At 41.2% G+C, this 21,803-nt stretch carries 23 protein-coding genes, 1 pseudogene and 3 riboswitches; of the genes and pseudogenes, 18 read left to right on the top strand and 6 right to left on the bottom strand.

Features of this window, described 5'->3' with window-relative positions; genetic code table 11:
• Positions 1 to 106 precede the first annotated feature (106 nt).
• Positions 107 to 526, bottom strand: a complete 420-nt coding sequence (locus QM956_RS08235; protein ID WP_238096350.1) for a hypothetical protein — start codon at positions 524 to 526, stop codon at positions 107 to 109.
• Between the two features lie 288 nt (positions 527 to 814).
• On the opposite strand from QM956_RS08235, the gene pyrF reads away from it, so the two are divergent.
• Entirely contained in the window at positions 815 to 1,516 is a 702-nt protein-coding gene (gene pyrF, locus QM956_RS08230) for an orotidine-5'-phosphate decarboxylase (RefSeq protein WP_261071207.1), read from the top strand.
• A gap of 33 nt (positions 1,517 to 1,549) precedes the next feature.
• Positions 1,550 to 2,182 carry an orotate phosphoribosyltransferase gene (gene pyrE / locus QM956_RS08225; RefSeq protein ID WP_125448136.1) on the top strand — a complete coding sequence of 211 codons (633 nt, stop codon included), beginning with the start codon at positions 1,550 to 1,552 and terminating at the stop codon, positions 2,180 to 2,182.
• Between the two features lie 61 nt (positions 2,183 to 2,243).
• Here the strand turns inward: pyrE and QM956_RS08220 are convergent, their stop codons facing one another.
• Genes QM956_RS08220 through QM956_RS08205 form a run of 4 tightly spaced genes read right to left on the bottom strand, consistent with a single transcriptional unit; the run spans position 2,244 to position 5,198 of the window.
• Positions 2,244 to 3,110, bottom strand: a complete 867-nt coding sequence (locus QM956_RS08220; RefSeq protein ID WP_125448135.1) for a cysteine ABC transporter substrate-binding protein — start codon at positions 3,108 to 3,110, stop codon at positions 2,244 to 2,246.
• An 11-nt stretch (positions 3,111 to 3,121) separates the two neighbouring features.
• Positions 3,122 to 3,880, bottom strand: coding sequence for an amino acid ABC transporter ATP-binding protein (locus tag QM956_RS08215; protein WP_125448134.1), 759 nt, complete (start codon positions 3,878 to 3,880; stop codon positions 3,122 to 3,124).
• On the bottom strand, positions 3,881 to 4,558 hold the full coding sequence (locus QM956_RS08210) for an amino acid ABC transporter permease (protein ID WP_001154146.1): 678 nt from the start codon (positions 4,556 to 4,558) through the stop codon (positions 3,881 to 3,883). It abuts the gene before it with no gap.
• The gene (locus QM956_RS08205) at positions 4,518 to 5,198 is read right to left on the bottom strand and encodes an amino acid ABC transporter permease (RefSeq protein WP_125448133.1); all 681 of its coding nucleotides are present in this window, start codon (positions 5,196 to 5,198) and stop codon (positions 4,518 to 4,520) included. The genes QM956_RS08210 and QM956_RS08205 overlap by 41 nt, the downstream gene beginning before the upstream one ends.
• Positions 5,199 to 5,413: 215 nt before the next feature.
• Between QM956_RS08205 and lctO the strand changes: the two genes are divergently transcribed.
• From lctO to thiE (QM956_RS08150), 11 genes are all read left to right on the top strand, one after another.
• Positions 5,414 to 6,550 carry an L-lactate oxidase gene (lctO, locus tag QM956_RS08200; RefSeq protein WP_000120723.1) on the top strand — a complete coding sequence of 379 codons (1,137 nt, stop codon included), beginning with the start codon at positions 5,414 to 5,416 and terminating at the stop codon, positions 6,548 to 6,550.
• Between the two features lie 156 nt (positions 6,551 to 6,706).
• A riboswitch (TPP riboswitch) is annotated at positions 6,707 to 6,795 on the top strand.
• A 214-nt stretch (positions 6,796 to 7,009) separates the two neighbouring features.
• On the top strand, positions 7,010 to 7,678 hold the full coding sequence (locus QM956_RS08195; RefSeq protein ID WP_414302411.1) for a TenA family protein: 669 nt from the start codon (positions 7,010 to 7,012) through the stop codon (positions 7,676 to 7,678).
• A 129-nt stretch (positions 7,679 to 7,807) separates the two neighbouring features.
• Positions 7,808 to 8,602: a hydroxyethylthiazole kinase gene (gene thiM, locus QM956_RS08190; RefSeq protein WP_414302410.1), complete on the top strand. Its 795-nt coding sequence runs from the start codon at positions 7,808 to 7,810 to the stop codon at positions 8,600 to 8,602.
• Positions 8,592 to 9,224 (top strand): thiamine phosphate synthase, encoded by a 633-nt coding sequence (gene thiE, locus QM956_RS08185; protein ID WP_261074028.1) that lies wholly within the window; start codon positions 8,592 to 8,594, stop codon positions 9,222 to 9,224. The genes thiM (QM956_RS08190) and thiE (QM956_RS08185) overlap by 11 nt, the downstream gene beginning before the upstream one ends.
• A gap of 195 nt (positions 9,225 to 9,419) precedes the next feature.
• Positions 9,420 to 9,508: riboswitch (TPP riboswitch) on the top strand.
• A 156-nt stretch (positions 9,509 to 9,664) separates the two neighbouring features.
• Positions 9,665 to 10,225, top strand: coding sequence for an ECF transporter S component (locus QM956_RS08180; protein ID WP_414302409.1), 561 nt, complete (start codon positions 9,665 to 9,667; stop codon positions 10,223 to 10,225).
• A complete protein-coding gene (locus QM956_RS08175; protein WP_414302408.1) occupies positions 10,226 to 11,611 on the top strand; it encodes an ATP-binding cassette domain-containing protein in 1,386 nt (461 codons plus the stop codon).
• 1 nt (position 11,612) lies between these two features.
• Complete coding sequence (locus tag QM956_RS08170) at positions 11,613 to 12,263, top strand: energy-coupling factor transporter transmembrane component T (RefSeq protein ID WP_000241384.1); 651 nt, start codon at positions 11,613 to 11,615, stop codon at positions 12,261 to 12,263.
• A gap of 10 nt (positions 12,264 to 12,273) precedes the next feature.
• Positions 12,274 to 12,966, top strand: coding sequence for a thiaminase II (tenA, locus tag QM956_RS08165; RefSeq protein WP_004256208.1), 693 nt, complete (start codon positions 12,274 to 12,276; stop codon positions 12,964 to 12,966).
• A gap of 4 nt (positions 12,967 to 12,970) precedes the next feature.
• Positions 12,971 to 13,495 carry an energy coupling factor transporter S component ThiW gene (gene thiW, locus QM956_RS08160; RefSeq protein WP_033685230.1) on the top strand — a complete coding sequence of 175 codons (525 nt, stop codon included), beginning with the start codon at positions 12,971 to 12,973 and terminating at the stop codon, positions 13,493 to 13,495.
• On the top strand, positions 13,495 to 14,298 hold the full coding sequence (gene thiM / locus QM956_RS08155) for a hydroxyethylthiazole kinase (protein WP_414302407.1): 804 nt from the start codon (positions 13,495 to 13,497) through the stop codon (positions 14,296 to 14,298). Before thiW ends, thiM (QM956_RS08155) begins: the two co-directional genes overlap by 1 nt.
• Positions 14,291 to 14,923: a thiamine phosphate synthase gene (gene thiE / locus QM956_RS08150; protein ID WP_261048115.1), complete on the top strand. Its 633-nt coding sequence runs from the start codon at positions 14,291 to 14,293 to the stop codon at positions 14,921 to 14,923. Before thiM (QM956_RS08155) ends, thiE (QM956_RS08150) begins: the two co-directional genes overlap by 8 nt.
• Before the next feature lie 159 nt (positions 14,924 to 15,082).
• Here the strand turns inward: thiE (QM956_RS08150) and thiD are convergent, their stop codons facing one another.
• Complete coding sequence (gene thiD, locus QM956_RS08145) at positions 15,083 to 15,874, bottom strand: bifunctional hydroxymethylpyrimidine kinase/phosphomethylpyrimidine kinase (RefSeq protein ID WP_049487063.1); 792 nt, start codon at positions 15,872 to 15,874, stop codon at positions 15,083 to 15,085.
• 83 nt (positions 15,875 to 15,957) lie between these two features.
• Positions 15,958 to 16,055, bottom strand: a riboswitch (TPP riboswitch).
• Positions 16,056 to 16,238: 183 nt separating this feature from the next.
• Here thiD and QM956_RS08140 point away from each other — a divergent pair.
• The 5 genes and pseudogenes from QM956_RS08140 to QM956_RS08120 all read left to right on the top strand — a co-directional run.
• Positions 16,239 to 16,634 (top strand): CopY/TcrY family copper transport repressor, encoded by a 396-nt coding sequence (locus QM956_RS08140; protein ID WP_001167188.1) that lies wholly within the window; start codon positions 16,239 to 16,241, stop codon positions 16,632 to 16,634.
• 10 nt (positions 16,635 to 16,644) lie between these two features.
• On the top strand, positions 16,645 to 17,016 hold the full coding sequence (locus QM956_RS08135) for a cupredoxin domain-containing protein (RefSeq protein ID WP_000932059.1): 372 nt from the start codon (positions 16,645 to 16,647) through the stop codon (positions 17,014 to 17,016).
• Positions 17,017 to 17,025: 9 nt separating this feature from the next.
• Complete coding sequence (locus tag QM956_RS08130; RefSeq protein ID WP_261065315.1) at positions 17,026 to 19,269, top strand: heavy metal translocating P-type ATPase; 2,244 nt, start codon at positions 17,026 to 17,028, stop codon at positions 19,267 to 19,269.
• Positions 19,270 to 19,592: 323 nt separating this feature from the next.
• Positions 19,593 to 21,368 carry a pyruvate oxidase gene (gene spxB / locus QM956_RS08125; RefSeq protein WP_261015912.1) on the top strand — a complete coding sequence of 592 codons (1,776 nt, stop codon included), beginning with the start codon at positions 19,593 to 19,595 and terminating at the stop codon, positions 21,366 to 21,368.
• A gap of 154 nt (positions 21,369 to 21,522) precedes the next feature.
• Positions 21,523 to 21,678 (top strand): annotated as a pseudogene (locus tag QM956_RS08120) (VOC family protein); the annotation flags it as partial.
• Positions 21,679 to 21,803 lie beyond the last annotated feature (125 nt).

The raw sequence follows: 21,803 nt of genomic DNA, 5'->3' as shown, positions 1-21,803 counted from the left end.
GAGAAACCTATAGCGCCAAGGCTTTTGGGAGTTTCCAAGATGCTTTCTTTTAGGAAATTATCTTTCCGAAAAATTGCAGTTTTTCGGACTTTTTGTGATACTACGGCTATATAAAATGAAAAGAAAAAGAGGTCAAAAACCTCTTTTTTAGTAGTCGCCGAACCATAATTTTTTCTGCTTTCTTGCAGAAGTCTTTCAGGAATTTATAGCGCTTGTAGTCCGCTCGCCTTTGCTCTTCGAAAGCTTCCGTTTTATCGTTTACTACGTAACTGTCAGGTTCGATATCTACTCCGCCCACAGTTTTGTAATAGTGCGTAAAGTAAAAATGCGGATAAAAAACGTCGTATTTCAAAGTGCCTTCCCTTGTTCCTACAAATGTAGCTTTATCATACCCAGGGATGTCGATTTCTTCGGTCTCAAGATATTCATCTAGATTTTTATCAGTCACGAAGTCATACGATTTGTATCGTTCAAAAGCAACGGAAACAATTTTATATTTTTTGCTGCGAACGGTTTTTGAAGTCATTCTAAAAAAGAACACTATGAAAATTTGAAGCACAAGGCCAGCCTTTTCGATAGGTCATGGGATTTAAAAGACGCTTTAAAAAGCGTTGCATGTTTTTACTTGACAAGTGCTAGTAGAAATAATAGAATAGTAAAAAACCTTTAAAGCAGTCCAGAGAGGCAGCTAAGGTTAGACGGTGAAAGGGTGGAGACTACCCATTTTTCGTGGAACCTTGCTGTTGGCAGGTTCCTTTTTTCGTGGCTTCTTGTGGCCAGCCTCTCTCACTAGCAAAGGTAAAAGGAGAAACCTATGCGAGAACATCGTCCAGTCATTGCTCTTGATTTTCCTAGTTTTGAGGCGGTCAAGGAATTTTTAGCCCTTTTCCCAGCAGAAGAAAGTCTTTACCTAAAGGTAGGGATGGAGCTTTATTACGCAACAGGTCCTGAGATTGTATCTTACTTGAAAGGTCTGGGTCACAGTGTCTTTTTGGATCTCAAGCTTCATGACATTCCCAATACAGTCAAATCAGCTATGAAGGTCTTATCTCAGCTTGGTGTGGATATGACCAATGTTCATGCTGCTGGCGGTGTAGAGATGATGAAGGCTGCGCGTGAAGGTCTTGGAAGTAAAGCAAAATTGATTGCTGTCACTCAGCTCACATCAACATCAGAAGCTCAGATGCAAGATTTTCAAAACATCCAAACCAGCCTGCAAGAGTCTGTGATTCATTATGCCAAGAAGACAGCTGAAGCGGGCTTAGATGGTGTTGTTTGCTCGGCTCAGGAAGTGCAAGTCATCAAAGAAGCTACCAGCCAAGACTTTATCTGTCTGACACCGGGCATTCGTCCAGCAGGAGCTGCAGTTGGAGATCAAAAACGTGTGATGACACCTGCTGATGCCTATCAAATCGGCAGTGACTATATCGTAGTGGGACGTCCCATTACCCAATCTGAGGATCCTGTTGCAGCTTATCATGCTATCAAGGATGAATGGACACAGGACTGGAACTAAAGAAATAGATTAGAAAAATAAAAGGAGAATACCATGACACTTGCTAAAGATATCGCTAGCCACCTCTTGAAAATCCAAGCCGTTTACCTTAAACCAGAGGAGCCTTTCACTTGGGCATCTGGTATCAAGTCACCGATTTACACGGATAACCGTGTGACTCTGGCCTATCCAGAAACTCGTACCTTAATTGAAAATGGCTTTGTAGAAGCTATTAAAGTAGAATTTCCAGAAGTAGAAGTGATTGCAGGAACTGCGACAGCAGGAATTCCACACGGAGCTATCATTGCTGATAAGATGAACTTGCCATTTGCCTACATCCGTAGCAAACCAAAAGACCACGGAGCTGGTAACCAAATCGAAGGACGCGTGGCTCAAGGACAAAAAATGGTAGTGGTTGAAGACCTTATTTCAACTGGTGGTTCTGTTCTTGAAGCCGTAGCAGCAGCTAAGCGAGAAGGAGCAGATGTGCTTGGAGTTGTAGCAATTTTCAGTTACCAATTGCCAAAAGCAGATAAGAACTTTGCGGATGCTGGCGTGAAATTGGTGACACTTTCAAACTATAGTGAGCTCATCCACCTAGCCCAAGAAGAAGGCTATATCACACCAGAAGGATTGGACCTCTTAAAACGATTTAAAGAAGACCAAGAAAATTGGCAAAATGCTTAAAACATAGAAAATCAGGTAGTTACTAAGATTACCTGATTTCTTTTTGTGATTTCATTGAGTATCAGTCGACTTTTCCACCTTCAACAACCAGGTCATCTGCTTTAGCAGCGTCACCGTAGGTTGGATGAAGTGTTTTTTCATAGGCCTTGTGGAAGAAGTTTTCTTTGCCTAATTTTTCAATATCTTTATTGATGAAGTCTAGCAATTCTTGGTTGCCTTTTTGAACTGCTGCCGCAATGGTATCGGGATCACCGAGGGAAGTAATGCCTACTTCAAATCCTTTATTTTCAAGCGCCCAAGCTAGAACTTCAGTATTGTCGGTAGAGAAGGCATCTCCACGTCCGTCAAGAAGGGCTTGGTAAGAGTCGCTGTATTGGTCATATTTTTGGAGTTTGATTTCTGGATGATTCTTTTCAAAATAAGTCTCAGCAGTCGTTCCTTTTGTGACAATCAAGGTTTTACCTTCCAATTGTTTGACGTCTGTAATGAGACCAGTCTTAGGTGATACGACACCAAGAGAGACTTTCATATATGGAAGGGCAAAATCAACTTGTTTTTTGCGTTCGTCAGTCACTGTAAAGTTGGCAAGAGTAATATCTACCTTGTTTGAAATCAAGTATTCAGCACGGTTGGCAGCGTCGACTGAAACGTATTTTACCTTCACGCCAAGGTCTTGAGCCAGTTGGTTCCCAAGTTCGATATCGTATCCTTGGTAAGAACCGTCATTGTCAACGTAACCAAACGGTTTCTTGTCCCCAAATACGGCGATTCGTAGTTCACCGCTTTTTTTGATTTCATCGATTGTGCGAGCCTTGGCAGTAGTTTTGCCAGACGATGAACCAGCATTTCCACCTGAGCTACAAGCTGTGATAAAGATAAGGGCAAAGGCGAGTGCCAAAACAGTTAAGAGTGGTTTGAATAGTTTCATAAGAATCTCCTTTATAGATATGAGCCAAATTGGCTAAAGTCAAAGACGTTTAAAAATTCCTGAGCTCGTTTGGTTTGCGGATTGGTAAAGAAGGCTTGAGCCGTTCCTTCTTCAGCAATTTTCCCTTGGTCTAGGAAGATGATCCGGTCTGCAATGGCTTGGGCAAACTGCATTTCGTGAGTTACTAAAATCATGGTACGCCCTTCTTGGGCCAAATCATTGATCAGTTCCAGAACTTCGCGCACCATTTCTGGATCCAGCGAAGCCGTCACTTCGTCAAAGAGGATGATTTCTGGATGCATGAGGAGCGCACGGACAATTGCAACCCGTTGCTTCTGTCCACCAGATAATTGACGGGCAAAGCTATGTTGTTTATCTAGTAAACCAACCCGTTCTAGTAGTTGCAGAGCTTCTTCCGTTACTTCCTTCTTGTCTCTTCCCTGAGCCTTGATAGGGCCTAGGATGAGGTTTTGTAGGACATCTAGATGGGGAAAGAGTTCATAACTTTGAAAGACCATGCCAATCTTTTGGCGAACTAAGTGAAAGTCTTTCTGATTACCAATAATGGACTGGCCATCTAGAAGAATATCTCCACCTTGAATACTTTCTAAGCCATTGAGGCAACGAAGGAGGGTACTTTTCCCACAACCAGATGGCCCTAGGATGACCACAACTTCCCCTTTTTTGATATCTAGAGAAAGACCTTGGAGGATAGGATTGTCTCCGAAGGATTTTTTTAGCTCCTTGATTTCTAAAATAGTTTCAGACATTTAGTTCCTCCAATGTTTTTCTAAGTGAGTGGATAGTTTGGAAATAGGGAAGCAGACTGCGAAATACAAGACCAGAATGGTTCCATAAATCCAAAAGGAAGCGGTTGGGATGGTCAAGCGATTGCTATCGATGATTTGTTGTCCAACTTTGGTAACCTCTACAACTCCAATCAATACGACTAAGGAAGTGGTTTTGATCATCCGAGTGACAAGGTTAATGGCCTGCGGTAGCAGTCTTCTCAAAACCTGTGGGATGATAATGTGGTAGTAAAGTTGAACATTGGTCAAGCCGAGCGCCTGTCCACTTTCAAACTGATGTTTAGGAAGGGAAGTGATAGCTCCACGGACCAAGTCCCCCATTTCAGCTGTTCCCCAGAGGGTAAAAACGATAATAGCTGAAGTCTCACCTGAGATATTGATATTAAAGTTTCGAGCTAAGCCAAAGTAAACGATGAAGAGTAGCACCAGTTGGGGCATGATACGGATAAATTCCAGATACAATCGTGTTAAAAATCGTATGATTCTAGAATGGGAGGTCATGATGATTCCCATGACTGTTCCGAACATCATGGATAAGAGGACAGACAGGATGGATATCCCAATCGTAACGCCCAATCCCTGTAAGATTCTCAGGAGATTATTTCCCTGAAAGAGTACTTGGATTCCCGAATCCTGCATGGCGGAGCCTCCTTTCTATCCAGCTAAAGACCAGTGAGATGGGTAGCAACATGATAAGGTAAGCAACTACCAACATAGCAAGCGCAATGTCTGTCTCATAGTAGAGTCCAATCAAGTCTTTGGCGACGTACATGAGGTCGGCCAAAGCTACTGCTGAGAAAACAGAGGTTTCCTTGATGAGGAAAATGACATTGGCACTAAAAGACGGTAGGGCCACCGCTGTTGCTTGCGGAAGAACCACATAGCGAAAGACCTGTACAGGTGTCAGACCGATTGCTAATCCAATCTCCTGCTGGGTTTGACTGACGGCTTCCAGCCCGCTTCGGAAAGATTCTGCCATATAGGATCCTCCTAAAAAGACCAGTCCTAAAGTGGCACAGACTTCTGAAGATAGGACAATCCCTACTCTAGGAAGTCCGAAGTAGAGAAAGAAGAGTTGAATCAAAAGGGGCGTATTGCGTGACAATTCAATATAGGCTGTCGCTACTTGCGCCAAAACAGGGATTCGATAATATCGGATGATACTAACGATTAAACCGAGCAAAAAGGATCCCAAAATTCCCCAAACTGCAATATGCAAGGTTAGAAGAAATGCCTTTTGATATAGTGGTAGATATTGTTCAACAATGGACCAATCCAAAAATAGAACCTCCCATCTAGAAATAATACAGTTATTGTAGCACTTAAAATCTTCTTTGGATAATATCTATTTTTTATTGCCGTCATAAGGATTTTTTATCATAGACATAAAATTTCTGAAATTTCCAAACAAAATATTTGAAAAGTTTTGAAAAAAGAGTTAAGATATTTTTGTAATATACAAAGTAAACGCTTACTTATTAAGGAGGACATTTTATGTCATACAAAACAAGCAATGCAGAAGGTCATGTAGATTTCATCAATACCTATGATTTGGAGCCAATGGCGCAACAAGTGATTCCTAAAGCAGCCTTTGGCTATATCGCCAGTGGAGCAGAAGATACTTTCACTTTACGCGAGAATATCCGCGCCTTTAACCACAAACTCATCGTTCCGCATACACTTTGCAATGTAGAAAATCCAAGTACAGAGATTGAATTTGCAGGTGAAAAATTGTCTTCACCAATCATTATGGCGCCTGTTGCGGCTCATAAATTAGCAAATGAACAGGGTGAAGTGGCTACTGCGCGTGGTGTGCATGAGTTTGGTTCTCTTTATACAACTAGCTCATACTCTACTGTCGACCTTCCAGAAATTACGGAAGCTCTTCAAGGGACACCTCACTGGTTCCAATTTTACTTTAGTAAAGATGATGGTATTAACCGCCATATCATGGACCGTGTGAAGGCTGAAGGTTATAAAGCGATTGTCTTGACTGCAGATGCTACTGTAGGGGGCAATCGTGAAGTAGATAAGCGTAATGGTTTTGTCTTCCCAGTTGGCATGCCGATTGTTGAAGAATACCTGCCAGAAGGTGCTGGTAAATCAATGGACTTTGTTTACAAATCAGCTAAACAACGCTTGTCTCCACGTGATGTAGAATTTATCGCTGAATACTCAGGACTTCCTGTTTATGTCAAGGGACCACAATGCCGTGAGGATGTTGAACGTTCGCTTGCTGCAGGTGCTTCTGGTATCTGGGTAACTAACCACGGTGGTCGCCAAATCGACGGTGGACCAGCTGCCTTCGACTCACTTCAAGAAGTAGCAGAAGCAGTTGATAAACGTGTGCCAATCGTCTTTGACTCAGGTATTCGTCGTGGTCAACACGTCTTTAAAGCCTTGGCTTCAGGAGCAGACTTGGTAGCTATTGGTCGCCCTGTTATCTATGGCTTGGCCCTTGGTGGTAGTGTCGGTGTACGCCAAGTCTTTGAACACTTGAATGCAGAATTGAAGACAGTTATGCAATTATCTGGAACTCAGACTATTGAAGATGTCAAACACTTCAAACTCCGTCACAACCCTTATAACCCAACCTTCCCAGTTGACCCTCGTGACTTAAAATTGTATTGATAAAATGATTGCCTCCACTTGATGTGGAGGTTTTTGCTTGTGTTTTAAACGTTTTAATAAAGGGAAATCATATGAAAGTCTATATAAATATATTTTTCAATCAAATATCTTGCTAGGGCTTTCATTTTTTGCTATACTGGTGCAGTAATTAAATAATAAAGACATTTGGGGTGCTTTAGGCTGAGATGATACCCATTGAACCTGATACAGTTAAGACTGGCGAAGGGAAATGTGACAGTTTTTTTCGTATGGCGAAATGAACGATCTAATCTTGTAAGTCAACTCTAATTCTTGATTGTAATTGGAGTTTTTTTGTTTATATAAGCTGGATGAAGGTGATACAAAGCATTTAGGTAGCTCTTCTTGAACGCCCTTGATTTTCTTTAAAAAGGTCAAGTAAAACTAGGATTTTCTTGATATTTTGTTGATTACGAACGAGTAAAGAGAGGAAAAGTAAATATGGAAATACAAGACTATGCATTTCAGCCAGGTTTGACTGTTGGAGAATTATTAAAAAGCGGTCAGAAGGATTGGCAGGCTGCAATCAATCATCGTTTTGTTAAGGAACTTTTTGCGGGGACAATTGAGAATAAGGTCTTAAAAGAATACCTAATTCAAGATTATCACTTCTTTGATGCCTTCTTATCCATGCTGGGTGCTTGCGTAGCCCACGCAGACCAGCTTGAATCCAAGCTTCGTTTTGCCAAGCAACTAGGCTTTCTTGAAGCAGATGAAGATGGTTATTTCCAAAAGGCTTTCAAAGAGTTAAAAGTATCTGAGAATGACTATCTGGAAGTGACCTTGCATCCTGTAACAAAAGCCTTTCAGGATCTAATGTATTCTGCTGTGTCATCATCAGATTATGCTCATCTTTTGATCATGCTGGTCATTGCAGAAGGTCTCTATTTAGACTGGGGTTCTAAAGATCTGCCTATACCTGAAGCCTATATTCATTCGGAATGGATCAATCTCCACAGAGGTCCTTTCTTTACAGAGTGGGTTCAATTTCTGGTTGACGAACTCAATCGTGTCGGAAAAGGTAGAGAAGATTTGACAGAACTTCAGCAACGCTGGAATCAAGCAGTCGCTTTAGAATTAGCCTTTTTTGATATTGGTTATGACGCCTAGAGAAGGTTTAGGATATTTACAAATTTGATGAGGTAAATCATTCAATGTAAATGAAAAAAATTTCTTAACGAAAGATAGAGATAAATCGAAATCAGTAGATCGTATAAAGTTAGAAGGAAGAATTTCAATATGACAAGTTTAAAATTATTAAAAGAAAAAGCACCTTTGGTCATTTGTATAACCAATGATGTCGTAAAAAATTTCACAGCAAATGGATTAGTAGCACTGGGTGCATCACCAGCCATGAGTGAGTTTCCAGCAGATTTAGAGGACTTATTAAAGTATGCTGGAGGTTTATTAATAAACATAGGCACATTGACAGATGAAAATTGGAAATTATACCAAGCTGCTCTGAAAATTGCAGAGAAATATAATGTCCCAGCAGTTTTAGATCCTGTAGCCTGTGGAGCAGGAGAGTATAGAAAAAAAGTAGCAGATGATCTAATTAACAATTACAAACTAGCAGCGATTAGGGGAAATGCTGGCGAGATTGCTTCTTTAGTAGGGATAAATGTGGCATCTAAAGGAGTAGATAGTGCGGGCGTAGATAATATTGATGAAATTGCTCTAGCAGCAAATGAGAAGTTCAATATTCCTATAATAGTAACAGGTGAAGTGGATGCTATTGCGGTAAATGGAGAAGTGGTAACGATTCATAATGGTAGTGCCATGATGCCAAAAGTTATTGGGACAGGATGTTTATTAGGTGCTGTAGTAGCAAGCTTTATCGGACTAGAAAAAGGTCAAGAATTGAAATCATTAGAAACAGCAATGTTGGTTTACAATATCGCTGGAGAAATGGCAGAAAAACGTCCAAATGGACATCTTCCTGGAACATTTAAAGTTGAATTTATAAATGCCTTATATGAGATTACAGATGAAGATGTAAAGAAATTCAAAAGAGTGAAGAAAAATGTTTCATAAAGAATTACTAAAACTATATTTTATTTGTGGAACGACTACTTGCCAAGGAAAAGATCTATATACGGTCGTTGAGGAAGCCTTAAAAGGTGGTATAACCTTATTTCAATTCCGTGAAAAAGGTGAGGGAGCCCTGAAAGGTATAGAAAAAGTCGAATTAGCAATAAAACTACAGGCTCTTTGTAAAAAATATAATGTTCCATTTATCGTTAATGATGATATTGAGTTAGCATTGGAAATAGATGCTGATGGCGTACACGTAGGACAGGATGACCTTGGAGTTGATGAAATTAGAAAATTGATGCCAGATAAAATAATTGGTCTTTCTATAAAAAACGAGGAAGAATTTCAACAATCAAAAGTTGAATATGTAGATTATGTTGGTGTTGGTCCTGTATTTGATACCCAGTCAAAGGACGATGCTGGTGGTGCTATAGGTTATGAAGGTCTTAAATTGATGAGAAAACTATTGCCACAAATGCCCTTAGTTGCAATTGGTGGGATACAGACGCAACATATTAAAGAAATTATGAAGACTAATATGGATGGTGTTTCAATCATTTCAGCAATATCGTATGCAAAAAATATAGAAAAAACTGTTCGAGAAATGAATGAACAATTTTAACTTTTTTATTCTTGTCTTTTAAGTCAATAGGATTCTCTCACTCGATAAGTTGGGTTATTATCCTTCATAAGTGAATAGGCTGTTTATATGGTTTACTTAGTGATTTTACTACAATAGATTGGCCTAGCTTATTTCTCAGTTCAATTTCTTGAACTGGAAAAAATCGTTTGTTATAATATTTATATAATTAAATAATAAAGACATTTGGGGTGCTTTAGGCTGAGATGATACCCATTGAACCTGATACAGTTAAGACTGGCGAAGGGAAATGTGAAAAGGTTTTGTATTTATAGAAACTAACCATCTAATCTTGTAAGCTGAACTCTAATTCCTATCTGTAATTAGAGTTTTTTCTTTTACGAAACTGGATGAAGATGATACAAAGCATTTAGGTAGCTCACATTGAATGCCCCACTTTTCTTTAAAAAAGGAGTTTTTTTATGTTGAAAAAATGGCAGTTAAAAGATGTTATTTTACTTGCTTTCTTGTCTATCTTTTTTGGTGGCGTTTTTGTAGGATCCGGCTATCTGTTTGATATCCTCACTCTGATGTTAGCCCCTCTTGGCTTGCAGGCCTTTGCCAATGAAATCCTCTTTGGTCTCTGGTGTATGGCTGCGCCCATTGCTGCCATCTTTGTTCCAAGAGTCGGAAGTGCAACGATTGGAGAAGTGCTAGCTGCGCTTGCTGAAGTCCTTTATGGTAGCCAATTCGGTCTAGGTGCCCTTTTGTCTGGCTTGGTTCAAGGTTTGGGAAGTGAACTTGGTTTTATCGTAACCAAGAATCGCTATGAAAGTTGGCTCTCTCTAACTGCCAATAGTATTGGGATTACGCTTGTTAGCTTTGTCTATGAATACATTAAGTTAGGTTACTATGCCTTCTCCCTTCCTTTTGTGCTTTCCTTGTTTGTGGTGCGCTTTATTTCTGTCTTTTTCTTCTGTGCTATCTTAGTTCGTGCCATTGTCAAACTTTATCATCAGTTTGCAGCTGGAGGAAAAGCATAGATGGGGCTGGAACTACGAGCGATTCAGTCCCCAATCTTCTCTGAGCCGATTGATTTTACTTTTCATGCGCAAGCCTTTACCTTGTTAGTTGGGAGCAGTGGTTCAGGAAAATCGAGTCTCTTTCAAATGATTGCCCAAGTCAGTTCTCTTCCCTATAGCGGTCAAGTCCTGATAAATGGGAGCGAGGTCAGTCAGCTTTCTATCGTCGAACGTGTCCAGACGGTTGGTATTCTCTTTCAAAATCCCAATCATCAATTTACCATGGAGAACTTGTTTGAGGAGCTGATTTTTACCTTGGAAAATATTGGGCATCCCGTTCAGGAAATTGATTCTAAAATAGCAGAGGTTGTCCAGCAATGTCGCTGCAAGGCGATTTTGCACCGTCCAATTCATCACTTATCAGGTGGGGAAAAGCAAAAGGCTGCTTTGGCTGTTCTCTTTGCTATGAATCCTAGGGTCTATCTCTTGGATGAGCCCTTCGCTTCCATTGATCGCAAGAGTAGGATAGAGATATTGGAGATTCTAAAAGAGTTGGTTTCTGATGGGAAGACAGTTATTTTGTGCGACCATGATTTATCTGATTATGAAGCCTATATCGACCATATGGTGGAGCTAAGAGATGGACAACTAAGGGAAGTGTTTCAAATCCCTACCTCTGAGATGACACAGGTTGCTTCAAAGGAGGTTGCTTCTAGCCCGGAACTGTTCCATATGGATCGAACGATTTGTGAGCTGGATAAGCGTCCCCTCTTTTCGATTGTGAATTTTACATTCTACCAAGGAATTTCCTGTATCTTGGGTGATAATGGTGTCGGGAAATCAACCCTCTTTCGGTCTATTCTTCAATTTCAAAAGTATAAGGGGCGCATTACTTGGAAGAGTTCGGTCTTGAAAAAGAAAAAGAGTTTGTATCGTGACCTGACGGGTGTTGTTCAGGAAGCTGAGAAACAGTTTATCCGAGTCAGTCTGCGAGAAGAGTTTCAATTAGACAGTCCAGACTCTGAAAGAAATCAGCGGATTCTCCAAGCTTTACAATATTTTGATCTGGAGCAGGCACTTGATAAGAGTCCCTATGAATTAAGTGGTGGCCAGCAAAAGATTCTTCAGCTCTTGACCATCTTGACCAGCAAGGCGTCTGTGATTTTGCTAGATGAACCTTTTGCAGGTTTGGATGATAGAGCCTGCCATTATTTTTGCAAGTGGATTGTGGAGGAGAGAAATCAGGGAAGAAGTTTTCTGATCATTAGCCATCGTTTAGATCCCTTGATCTCTGTGGTTGATTATTGGATTGAGATGACTAGTCAGGGTCTCAGTCATGTGAAAAAAGTGACAATTACCAAACCACTCACATCTCAGAGTAGCAATACTCAAGGGGAGGTGAGATAGTATGGTCAAAGTAGCAACCCAGACACCGATTATCAGTCTCTTCTTGCTGATTTTATCCTTGGAAACATCTTTCATTCCTTCGATTGCTCTTAATCTCTCGGTAGTCGCATTTTGCATTCTCTTTATGCTCTATTACCGGCGATTTAAAGTATTGGCTTGGATGATTCTGCTCGCCATTTTGCCATCCTTGGCCAACTACTGGGCAGTTCAGTTACATGGGGATGCTTCGCAGGCAGTCATGCTTGGAACGAGGGCCTTTGTGACCGTTTGTATTGGTCTTGTCTTTGTTTCCTCTATTTCCCTAAAAGAGCTTCTCTTGTACTTGGCTCAAAAGGGGTTATCACGCTCTTGGGCCTATGCCTTGATTGTGGTATTCAATTCCTTCCCCCTTATCCAGCAAGAAATCAAGTCCCTCAAGGAAGCTTGCTTATTACGCGGTCAAGAACTACATTTTTGGTCGCCCTTGATTTACAGCAAGGTTCTGATGACAGTCTTTAGGTGGCGCCATCTTTACCTGAGAGCCCTATCGGCGCATGGATATGACGAACATGCACAGGCGGAGAATCGCTATCGGACTTTTTATATTCCTCAAAGGACACTATTCATCTACCTGCTTTTCTTTTTATTGCTTCAAACCAGTCTATTTTTATAAAGGAGTTATTATGGAATTTACAGATATTGCGATGGAATTATCCAAGGAAGCTTGGCAGACTTCCTTTCATCACCCCTTTGTTTTACAGTTGCAAGAGGGAAATTTAGACCTGTCCATCTTTCGCTATTACTTGATTCAGGATGCCTACTATTTGAAGGCCTTCTCAGAAGCCTATCACCTCTTGGCTGATAAGACTTTGAATGAGGAAATGAGAAGACTCTTGAAACAAAATGCTCAGAGTCTAGTGGAAGGTGAGTTATTTATCCGCCAACAATTTTTCAAGGAATTAGAAATCAGCGACCAGGAAATGGAGCAACATCCAATCGCTCCAACTTGTTATCATTATATCTCTCACATTTATCGGCAATTTGCAGAGCCAAACTTGGGTATTGCCTTTGCGAGCTTGCTGCCTTGTCCTTGGCTATATCATGATATAGGCAAATCACTTAATCTTAAACCATCACCAAATCCTCTCTACCAACAATGGATTGAAACTTATATTACGGATGAGTTGGAGCAACAGATTAGAGAGGAAGAGGCTCTGGTCAATCAACTCTATCGAGAAAGTGACGAGACAGACAAGAAAAAAATGCTAGATGCCTTCCACATCAGTGTTCATATGGAAGCTAAGTTTTGGGAAATGGCCTACCAACACCAGACATGGAAAAGCGATTTACAGTCTTTAGAAACAGGAGAAGAATAGAAATATGAGAAAGCACCAATTACAGGTTCACAAATTAACCATTTTATCCATGATGATTGCCCTTGATGTAGTCCTTACGCCTATCTTTCGGATTGAGGGAATGGCACCGATGTCCAGTGTAGTCAATATTCTAGCAGGAATCATGATGGGACCTGTTTATGCCTTGGCTATGGCTACAGTGACAGCCTTTATCCGTATGACGACTCAAGGGATTCCGCCTTTAGCTCTCACAGGAGCGACTTTTGGAGCCCTTTTAGCAGGTCTCTTTTATAAGTATGGTCGAAAATTTTACTTTTCTGCCTTGGGAGAAATTTTGGGAACAGGTATTATTGGTTCTATTGTTTCCTATCCTGTTATGGTACTCTTTACAGGATCGGCAGCTAAGCTTAGCTGGTTTATCTACACTCCTCGATTTTTCGGAGCAACCTTGATTGGTACAGCGATTTCCTTTATTGCCTTTCGGTTTTTAATCAAGCAGGAATTCTTTAAAAAAGTTCAGGGATATTTCTTTGGTGAAAGGATAGACTGATGCAGGCATTTACAAATCCTTTTCCTCTGGGAACGATTTCCCTCATTCACTGTATTACCAATGAGATTTCTTGTGAGATGCTGGCAAATGGGATTTTGGCTCTGGGATGTAAACCAGTTATGGCAGATGATTCCCGTGAGGTTCTTGATTTTACTAAGCAAAGCCAGGCCCTCTTCATCAATTTGGGGCATTTGTCTGCTGAGAAGGAAAAAGCAATCCGTATGGCAGCTTCTTATGCAGCTCAAGTTTCTCTCCCAATGGTAGTAGATGCGGTTGGCGTAACGGCTTCATCCATTCGTAAGAGCTTAATTAAAGACCTTTTAGACTACAGCCCTACGGTCCTTAAAGGAAACATGTCGGAAATTCGAAGTCTTGTTGGCTTAAAGCACCACGGCGTTGGGGTAGATGCGAGTGCTAAAGACCAAGAAACTGAGGATTTACTTCAAGTCTTGAAAGACTGGTGTCAGACCTATCCTGGTATGTTATTCTTAGTTACTGGTCCTAAGGACCTCATCGTTTCGAAGAATCAGGTCGCTGTACTGGGAAATGGCTGTGCTGAATTAGACTGGATAACAGGGACAGGAGACTTGGTTGGAGCTTTAACAGCTGTTTTTCTCAGCCAAGGAAAGACTGCCTTTGAAGCTTCTTTCCTAGCGGTTTCTTATCTCAATATCTCCGCTGAGAGAATAGTTGTTCAAGGAATGGGATTGGAAGATTTTCGATACCAAGTACTCAATCAGCTTTCGCTCCTCAAAAGAGATGAAAATTGGCTAGATGCCATCAAAGGAGATGTTTATGAATAGAGAGGCGCTTAGACTGTATCTAGTAACCAATCGCTACCAAGATTCCTTGGAAAGCTTTCTTGAAAAGGTTGAGACGGCTTGCCGTTCAGGGGTTACTATAGTCCAATTGCGAGAAAAAAATCTTACAACCAATCAATATTATCAACTGGCAAAACAAGTCAAGGAAATAACAGATTCCTATCAGGTACCCTTGATAATCGATGATCGCTTGGATGTCTGTCTCGCAGTTGATGCTGCTGGTCTGCATATCGGAGACGATGAACTACCAGTTTCGGTTGCCCGACAAGTCTTGGGCCCTGAAAAAATCCTCGGTGTTACAGCTAAAACTGTAAAAAGAGCCCTTGAGGCAGAAGAAGGGGGAGCAGATTACTTGGGGACAGGAGCCATTTTTCCGACCACGACCAAGGAAAATGCGCCTATCACCCTGATTTCAACCTTGAAAACAATTTGCCAAAGGGTCGCCATTCCAGTAGTTGCTATCGGAGGTTTAACTTCGGAGAACATTGACCAACTTATGGGCACTGGCATAGCTGGTGTAGCTGTAGTGCGTGATTTGATGCAGGCAGAAGATATAGAGACAAAAACGCAAGCCTTTTTGACAAAGTTGGATGACATTATTTTCTAATTAATACTCAATGAAAATCAAAGAGCAAACTAGGAAGCTAGTCGCAGGTTGCTCAAAGCACAGCTTTGAGGTTGCAGATAAAGCTGACGTCGTTTGAAGAGATTTTCGAAGAGTATAAAAACTCTCTAATTCCCTTAAAGTAGGAACTAGAGAGTTTTTTTAATCTTTAAAGCTTGTATGGTTAACTGGGCCAGAACCATGACCGAGTTGAGGGGCGTCTTGGATGGCTTTCGTGATAAAGGCCTTGGCTTTATCGACTGCTTGATAGAGGGTTTTCCCCTTGGCTAGTTCAGCAGTAATCACTGCAGCAAAGGTACATCCAGTACCATGTGTATGACAGGTTTGAATTCGTGGACTTTCCCAGACAAATTGGTCCTCCTTGGTAAAGAGGAAATCCTTGGCACCGCCTTCGAGATGCCCACCTTTAATAACAACAGACTGAGGACCAAATTCTTTTAAAATCAGGCGACCAGCACGCTGCATGTCTTCAGGATCATGGATTGAAAAACCAACAATTTCTTCTGCCTCAGGAAGATTCGGAGTGATGATGGTTGCAAGTGGAAGCAGGTTTGTTTTTAGGTAGCTTCTGGCACTCGCATCAATCAGGGTGTCTCCACTAGTAGCGACCATAACAGGGTCAAGGACATAGGGACAATCCAGCTTTTTAAGATAGGGCTGGATGATTTCCATAATTTCAGTAGTTGCCAACATGCCAGTTTTTACAGCCTGAGGCTTGATATCCGAAAAGACACTCTCCAATTGTGCTTTCAACATTTGAGGAGAAACGTGCTCGATTAGCTGAACACCTCTGGTATTTTGAGCGACAAGGCTTGTCACAACGGCCATCCCATAGACATCTCTAGCTTGGAACGACTTTAAGTCAGCCATAATGCCAGCACCACCACTAGGGTCAGTCCCTGCAATGGTCAAAGCAACGGGTAAATAAGTCATCTAAAACCTCCCAACCAACTGAAGTTTGTATTCTTAAGAACAAGCTAGTCTGTTTTAGAAAGGCAATAGAAGACTGCTAGTCCCCATTATCATTTCCACTTCCATCAGCTAGCATTACCTAGATTGAGTCAAAGGGTCTAACAGTCGTTAATCTCAGCTTTACGCACCCCTAGTGGTTGTTTTCTTTTTTCTTTAGTATAGCATATTTTCATAGTTTATATAGTAAGATTTGACTGCAAATCCTTTATCATAGGGTTAAAATTCAATTTTTCAAAGAAAAGATTAATTTCATAGTTGACAAATGTAGATTTTAAGAGTATACTGATAATTGTAATTGACAAATGTAGATTTTGGAGGTGTGATTATGCAGATTTCAGATGCAGAATGGCAGGTCATGAAGATTATTTGGATGCAAGGAGAGCAGACTAGTTCAGATTTGATTAGGGTTCTGGCGGAGCGGTTCGACTGGTCCAAGTCGACCATTCAAACTCTTTTGGCTCGTTTGGTTGAGAAAGAGTGCCTGACGAGGAAAAAAGAAGGCAAGTCCTTTGTCTATTCAGCCCTTTTAACTTTGGATCAAAGTCGAGACTTGCTTGTTCAAGATATCAAAGATAAAGTTTGTTCCCGTAGGATTAAGAACTTGTTGGCTGATTTGATTGCTGAATGTGATTTTACTCAGGCTGACTTGGAAGACTTGGAAGCTGTGATTTCTGAGAAGAAATCAAGCGCTGTAACAGAAGTAAAATGTAATTGTATGTAAAGGAGACGTCATGTTGAATATTATTGTAACCATTATTTGTATTGCCCTTATCGCGTTTATCTTGTTTTGGTTTTTCAAAAAGCCTGAAAAATCTGGACAAAAGGCCCAGCAAAAAAACGGCTACCAAGAGATTCGAGTGGAGGTCATGGGGGGCTATACGCCTGAGTTGATTATCCTCAAGAAATCAGTGCCAGCCCGCATTGTCTTTGACCGCAAAGATCCTTCACCATGTTTGGATCAGATCGTATTTCCAGACTTTGGTGTACATGCGGATCTGCCAATGGGGGAAGAGTATGTAGTGGAAATCACGCCTGAGCAGGCTGGAGAGTATGGTTTCTCTTGTGGCATGAATATGATGCACGGTAAGATGATTGTAGAATAGGAGAATGATATGACTGAAATTGTAAAAGCAAGTCTTGAAAATGGTGTTCAAAAAATCCGTATCACGGCAGACAAAGGCTACCATCCAGCTCATATACAGCTTCAAAAAGGGATTCCAGCTGAGATTACCTTTCATCGAGCAACTCCTTCAAACTGTTACAAGGAAATTCTGTTTGAAGAAGAAGGCATCTTGGAACCAATCGGCGTAGATGAGGAGAAAGTCATTCGTTTTACACCTCAAGAATTAGGTCAACATGAATTTTCTTGTGGTATGAAGATGCAAAAGGGAAGTTATACAGTTGTTGAGAAGACTCGAAAATCTCTATCACTTTTACAGCGTTTTTGGATTACTAGTATCTTTACTGTGCCTCTTGTAATCCTCATGATTGGGATGTCGACAGGAGGAATTAGTCACCAAGTCATGCGTTGGGGCACCTTTTTAGCCACAACACCGATTATGCTAGTAGCAGGTGGTCCTTATATCCAAAGTGCTTGGGCTAGTTTTAAAAAGCACAATGCCAACATGGATACCTTGGTTGCTCTGGGAACCCTAGTGGCCTATTTCTATAGCCTAGTCGCCCTCTTCGCTGGCCTCCCCGTTTACTTTGAAAGTGCTGCCTTTATCTTCTTCTTCGTTCTTATGGGAGCCGTTTTTGAGGAGAAAATGCGGAAAAATACTTCCCAAGCTGTGGAGAAATTACTTGACTTGCAGGCTAAAACTGCAGAAGTCATGCGTGAGGATAACTATGTTCAAGTCCCTTTGGAGCAAGTCAAGGTAGGTGACCTGATTCGAGTGCGTCCCGGTGAAAAGATTGCGGTTGATGGTGTCGTAGTAGAAGGTATCTCTAGTATTGATGAGTCTATGGTGACAGGTGAGAGTCTGCCTGTGGACAAGACAGTTGGAGATACCGTCATTGGTTCAACCATCAATAATAGTGGAACACTTGTTTTTAGAGCAGAAAAAGTTGGTTCAGAGACTGTTTTGGCTCAGATTGTGGATTTTGTGAAGAAAGCTCAAACCAGTCGTGCGCCGATTCAGGACTTGACGGATAAGATTTCAGGAATTTTTGTCCCAGCAGTTGTCATTTTAGGGATTGTGACCTTTTGGGTTTGGTTCGTCTTGCTCAGGGATAGTGTGGTCGTGCTTGGAGCTAGCTTTGTGTCCTCTCTTCTCTACGGAGTGGCGGTTTTGATTATCGCCTGCCCTTGTGCATTGGGACTTGCAACACCGACAGCCCTTATGGTAGGGACAGGTCGCAGTGCCAAGATGGGGGTTCTTCTCAAAAATGGAACGGTTCTACAGGAAATCCAGAAAGTCCAAACCATTGTCTTTGATAAAACAGGGACTTTGACGGAAGGGAAACCTGTGGTCACAGATATCATCGGCGACGAAGTAGAAGTGCTTGGATTGGCAGCTTCCTTGGAAGAAGCTTCTCAACACCCACTGGCTGAAGCCGTTGTGAAACGAGCGAGTGAAGCTGGACTTGAGTTTCAAACTGTTGAAAATTTCCAAGCCTTGCACGGAAAAGGTGTCTCAGGGCAAATCAATGGAAAACAAGTTTTGCTTGGAAATGCTAAAATGCTGGATGGCATGAACATTTCTAGCACTTATCAAGAAAAACTAGAAGAACTGGAAAAAGAAGCTAAGACAGTTGTGTTCTTGGCTGTGGACAATGAAATCAAAGGTTTGCTTGCTCTGCAAGATATTCCTAAGGAAAATGCTAAGCTTGCCATCAGTCAGTTGAAAAAACGAGGTCTTAAAACAGTCATGCTGACAGGAGACAATGCTGGTGTGGCGCGTGCTATTGCAGATCAAATCGGAATCGAAGAGGTCATTGCAGGTGTCTTGCCAGAAGAAAAAGCTCATGAAATCCATAAACTACAAGCGGCTGGCAAAGTAGCCTTTGTTGGGGACGGTATCAATGACGCTCCTGCCCTTAGTGTAGCAGATGTGGGGATTGCTATGGGAGCTGGAACAGATATTGCCATCGAGTCAGCAGATTTGGTGTTGACAACTAATAACCTCTTAGGAGTGGTTCGTGCCTTTGACATGAGTAAGAAAACCTTTAATCGAATTCTGCTCAATCTTTTCTGGGCCTTTATCTACAATGTCGCCGGAATTCCGATTGCAGCAGGAGTCTTTTCAGGTGTTGGACTGGCCCTCAATCCAGAACTGGCAGGTCTAGCCATGGCCTTTAGTTCTGTATCTGTTCTGACTAGTTCACTCTTACTAAACTTTAGTAAAATAGATTAAAAGCGGGCTTGCTCGCTTTTTTATACTCTTCAAAAATCTCTTCCAACCACGTCAGCTTTGTCTGCAACCTCAAAGCTGTGCTTTGAGCAACCTGTGGCGAGCTTCCTAGTTTGCTCTGTGATTTTCATTGAGTATTATAAAACAGAAGCTAAAAACGTTTTCAAACTGTACTGTAATAGAGAATAAAAACTTCTGAGCAGATTCTTAGTAAAGTCAAAATAAATGTGATAAATTAGTATTGTAAAAATTTACTGAAACGTTTTCAAAAACTATATGAAACCTTTTTTAGTAGATTTAAAAATATTTGAAGGAGAGTTATCATTATGACTCAAGGGAAAATTACTGCATCTGCAGCAATGCTTAATGTATTGAAAACATGGGGCGTAGACACAATCTATGGTATCCCATCAGGAACACTCAGCTCATTGATGGACGCTTTGGCTGAAGACAAAGATATCCGTTTCTTGCAAGTTCGTCACGAAGAAACAGGTGCTCTTGCAGCGGTTATGCAAGCTAAATTCGGCGGCTCAATCGGGGTTGCAGTTGGTTCAGGTGGTCCAGGTGCGACTCACTTGATTAACGGTGTTTACGATGCAGCTATGGATAACACTCCATTCCTAGCGATCCTTGGATCACGTCCAGTTAACGAACTCAACATGGATGCTTTCCAAGAATTGAACCAAAACCCAATGTACAACGGTATCGCTGTATACAACAAACGTGTAGCTTACGCTGAGCAATTGCCAAAAGTAATCGACGAAGCTTGCCGTGCTGCAGTTTCTAAAAAAGGTCCAGCTGTTGTTGAAATCCCAGTAAACTTCGGTTTCCAAGAAATCGACGAAAATTCATACTACGGTTCAGGTTCATACGAACGTTCATTCATCGCTCCTGCTTTGAACGAAGTTGAAATCAACAAAGCTGTTGAAATCTTGAACAATGCTGAACGTCCAGTTATTTACGCTGGTTACGGTGGTGTGAAAGCTGGTGAAGTGATTACTGAATTGTCACGTAAAATCAAAGCACCAATCATCACAACTGGTAAAAACTTTGAAGCTTTCGAATGGAACTATGAAGGTTTGACAGGTTCTGCTTACCGTGTTGGTTGGAAACCAGCCAACGAAGTGGTCTTTGAAGCAGACACAGTTCTTTTCCTTGGTTCAAACTTCCCATTTGCTGAAGTTTATGAAGCATTCAAGAACACTGAAAAATTCATCCAAGTTGATATTGACCCTTACAAACTTGGTAAACGTCACGCCCTTGACGCTTCAATCCTTGGTGACGCAGGTCAAGCAGCGAAAGCAATCCTTGACAAAGTGAATCCAGTTGAATCTACTCCATGGTGGCGTGCAAACGTTAAGAATAACCAAAACTGGCGTGATTACATGAACAAACTCGAAGGTAAAACTGAGGGTGAATTGCAATTGTATCAAGTTTACAATGCAATCAACAAACATGCTGATCAAGACGCTATCTATTCAATCGACGTAGGTGACACTACTCAAACATCTACTCGTCACCTTCACATGACACCTAAGAACATGTGGCGTACATCTCCACTCTTTGCGACAATGGGTATTGCCCTTCCTGGTGGTATCGCTGCTAAGAAAGACAATCCAGATCGTCAAGTATGGAACATCATGGGTGACGGTGCATTCAACATGTGCTACCCAGACGTTATCACAAACGTTCAATACGACCTTCCAGTTATCAACGTTGTCTTCTCAAATGGTAAATATGCCTTCATCAAGGACAAATACGAAGACACAAACAAACACTTGTTTGGTTGTGACTTCCCTAATGCTGACTATGCGAAAATCGCTGAAGCTCAAGGAGCTGTTGGATTTACAGTTGACCGTATCGAAGACATCGATGCAGTTGTTGCAGAAGCTGTTAAATTGAGCAAAGAAGGTAAAACTGTTGTTATCGATGCTCGCATCACTCCACACCGTCCACTTCCAGTAGAAGTACTTGAATTGGATCCAAAACTTCACTCAGAAGAAGCAATCAAAGCTTTCAAGGAAAAATACGAAGCAGAAGAACTCGTACCATTCCGCCTCTTCTTGGAAGAAGAAGGATTGCAATCACGCGCAATTAAATAATTCCTCTCGTCGAAAATCAAATTTAAACTGTGTTATCTTCACCTTGCCGTACTTCAGTACTGCCTGCGGTTCGATGCCTTGTTTATTCTTTGATTTTCTTAGAGCGAAACTTAAAAAGATCGGAGCAATCCGGTCTTTTTATGGAGGATAGTAAATGAATTTAAATCAATTAGATATTATCGTTTCCGATGTTCCACAAGTCTGTGCTGACTTGGAGCGTATTTTGGATAAAAAATCCGATTATGTTGATGACAGTTTTGCTCAGTTTACGATTGGCAGTCACTGTCTGATGTTGTCCCAAAATCATTTGGCTCTTTGTCAACTGTAGTGGGTTGAAGAAAAGCTAAGATCTAGAAAGGACGAAATTCGTCCTTTCTTTTTTGATGTTGATAGCGATAAAAATCCTTTTTTTGAAGTTTTCAAAGTTCCGAAAAC

Origin of the sequence: Streptococcus mitis, assembly GCF_047460035.1 — a bacterium.
GTDB lineage: Bacteria > Bacillota > Bacilli > Lactobacillales > Streptococcaceae > Streptococcus > Streptococcus mitis_DW.
Note: the sequence above shows the minus strand (reverse complement) of the source record. Positions and strands in the feature narration are given on the sequence as shown.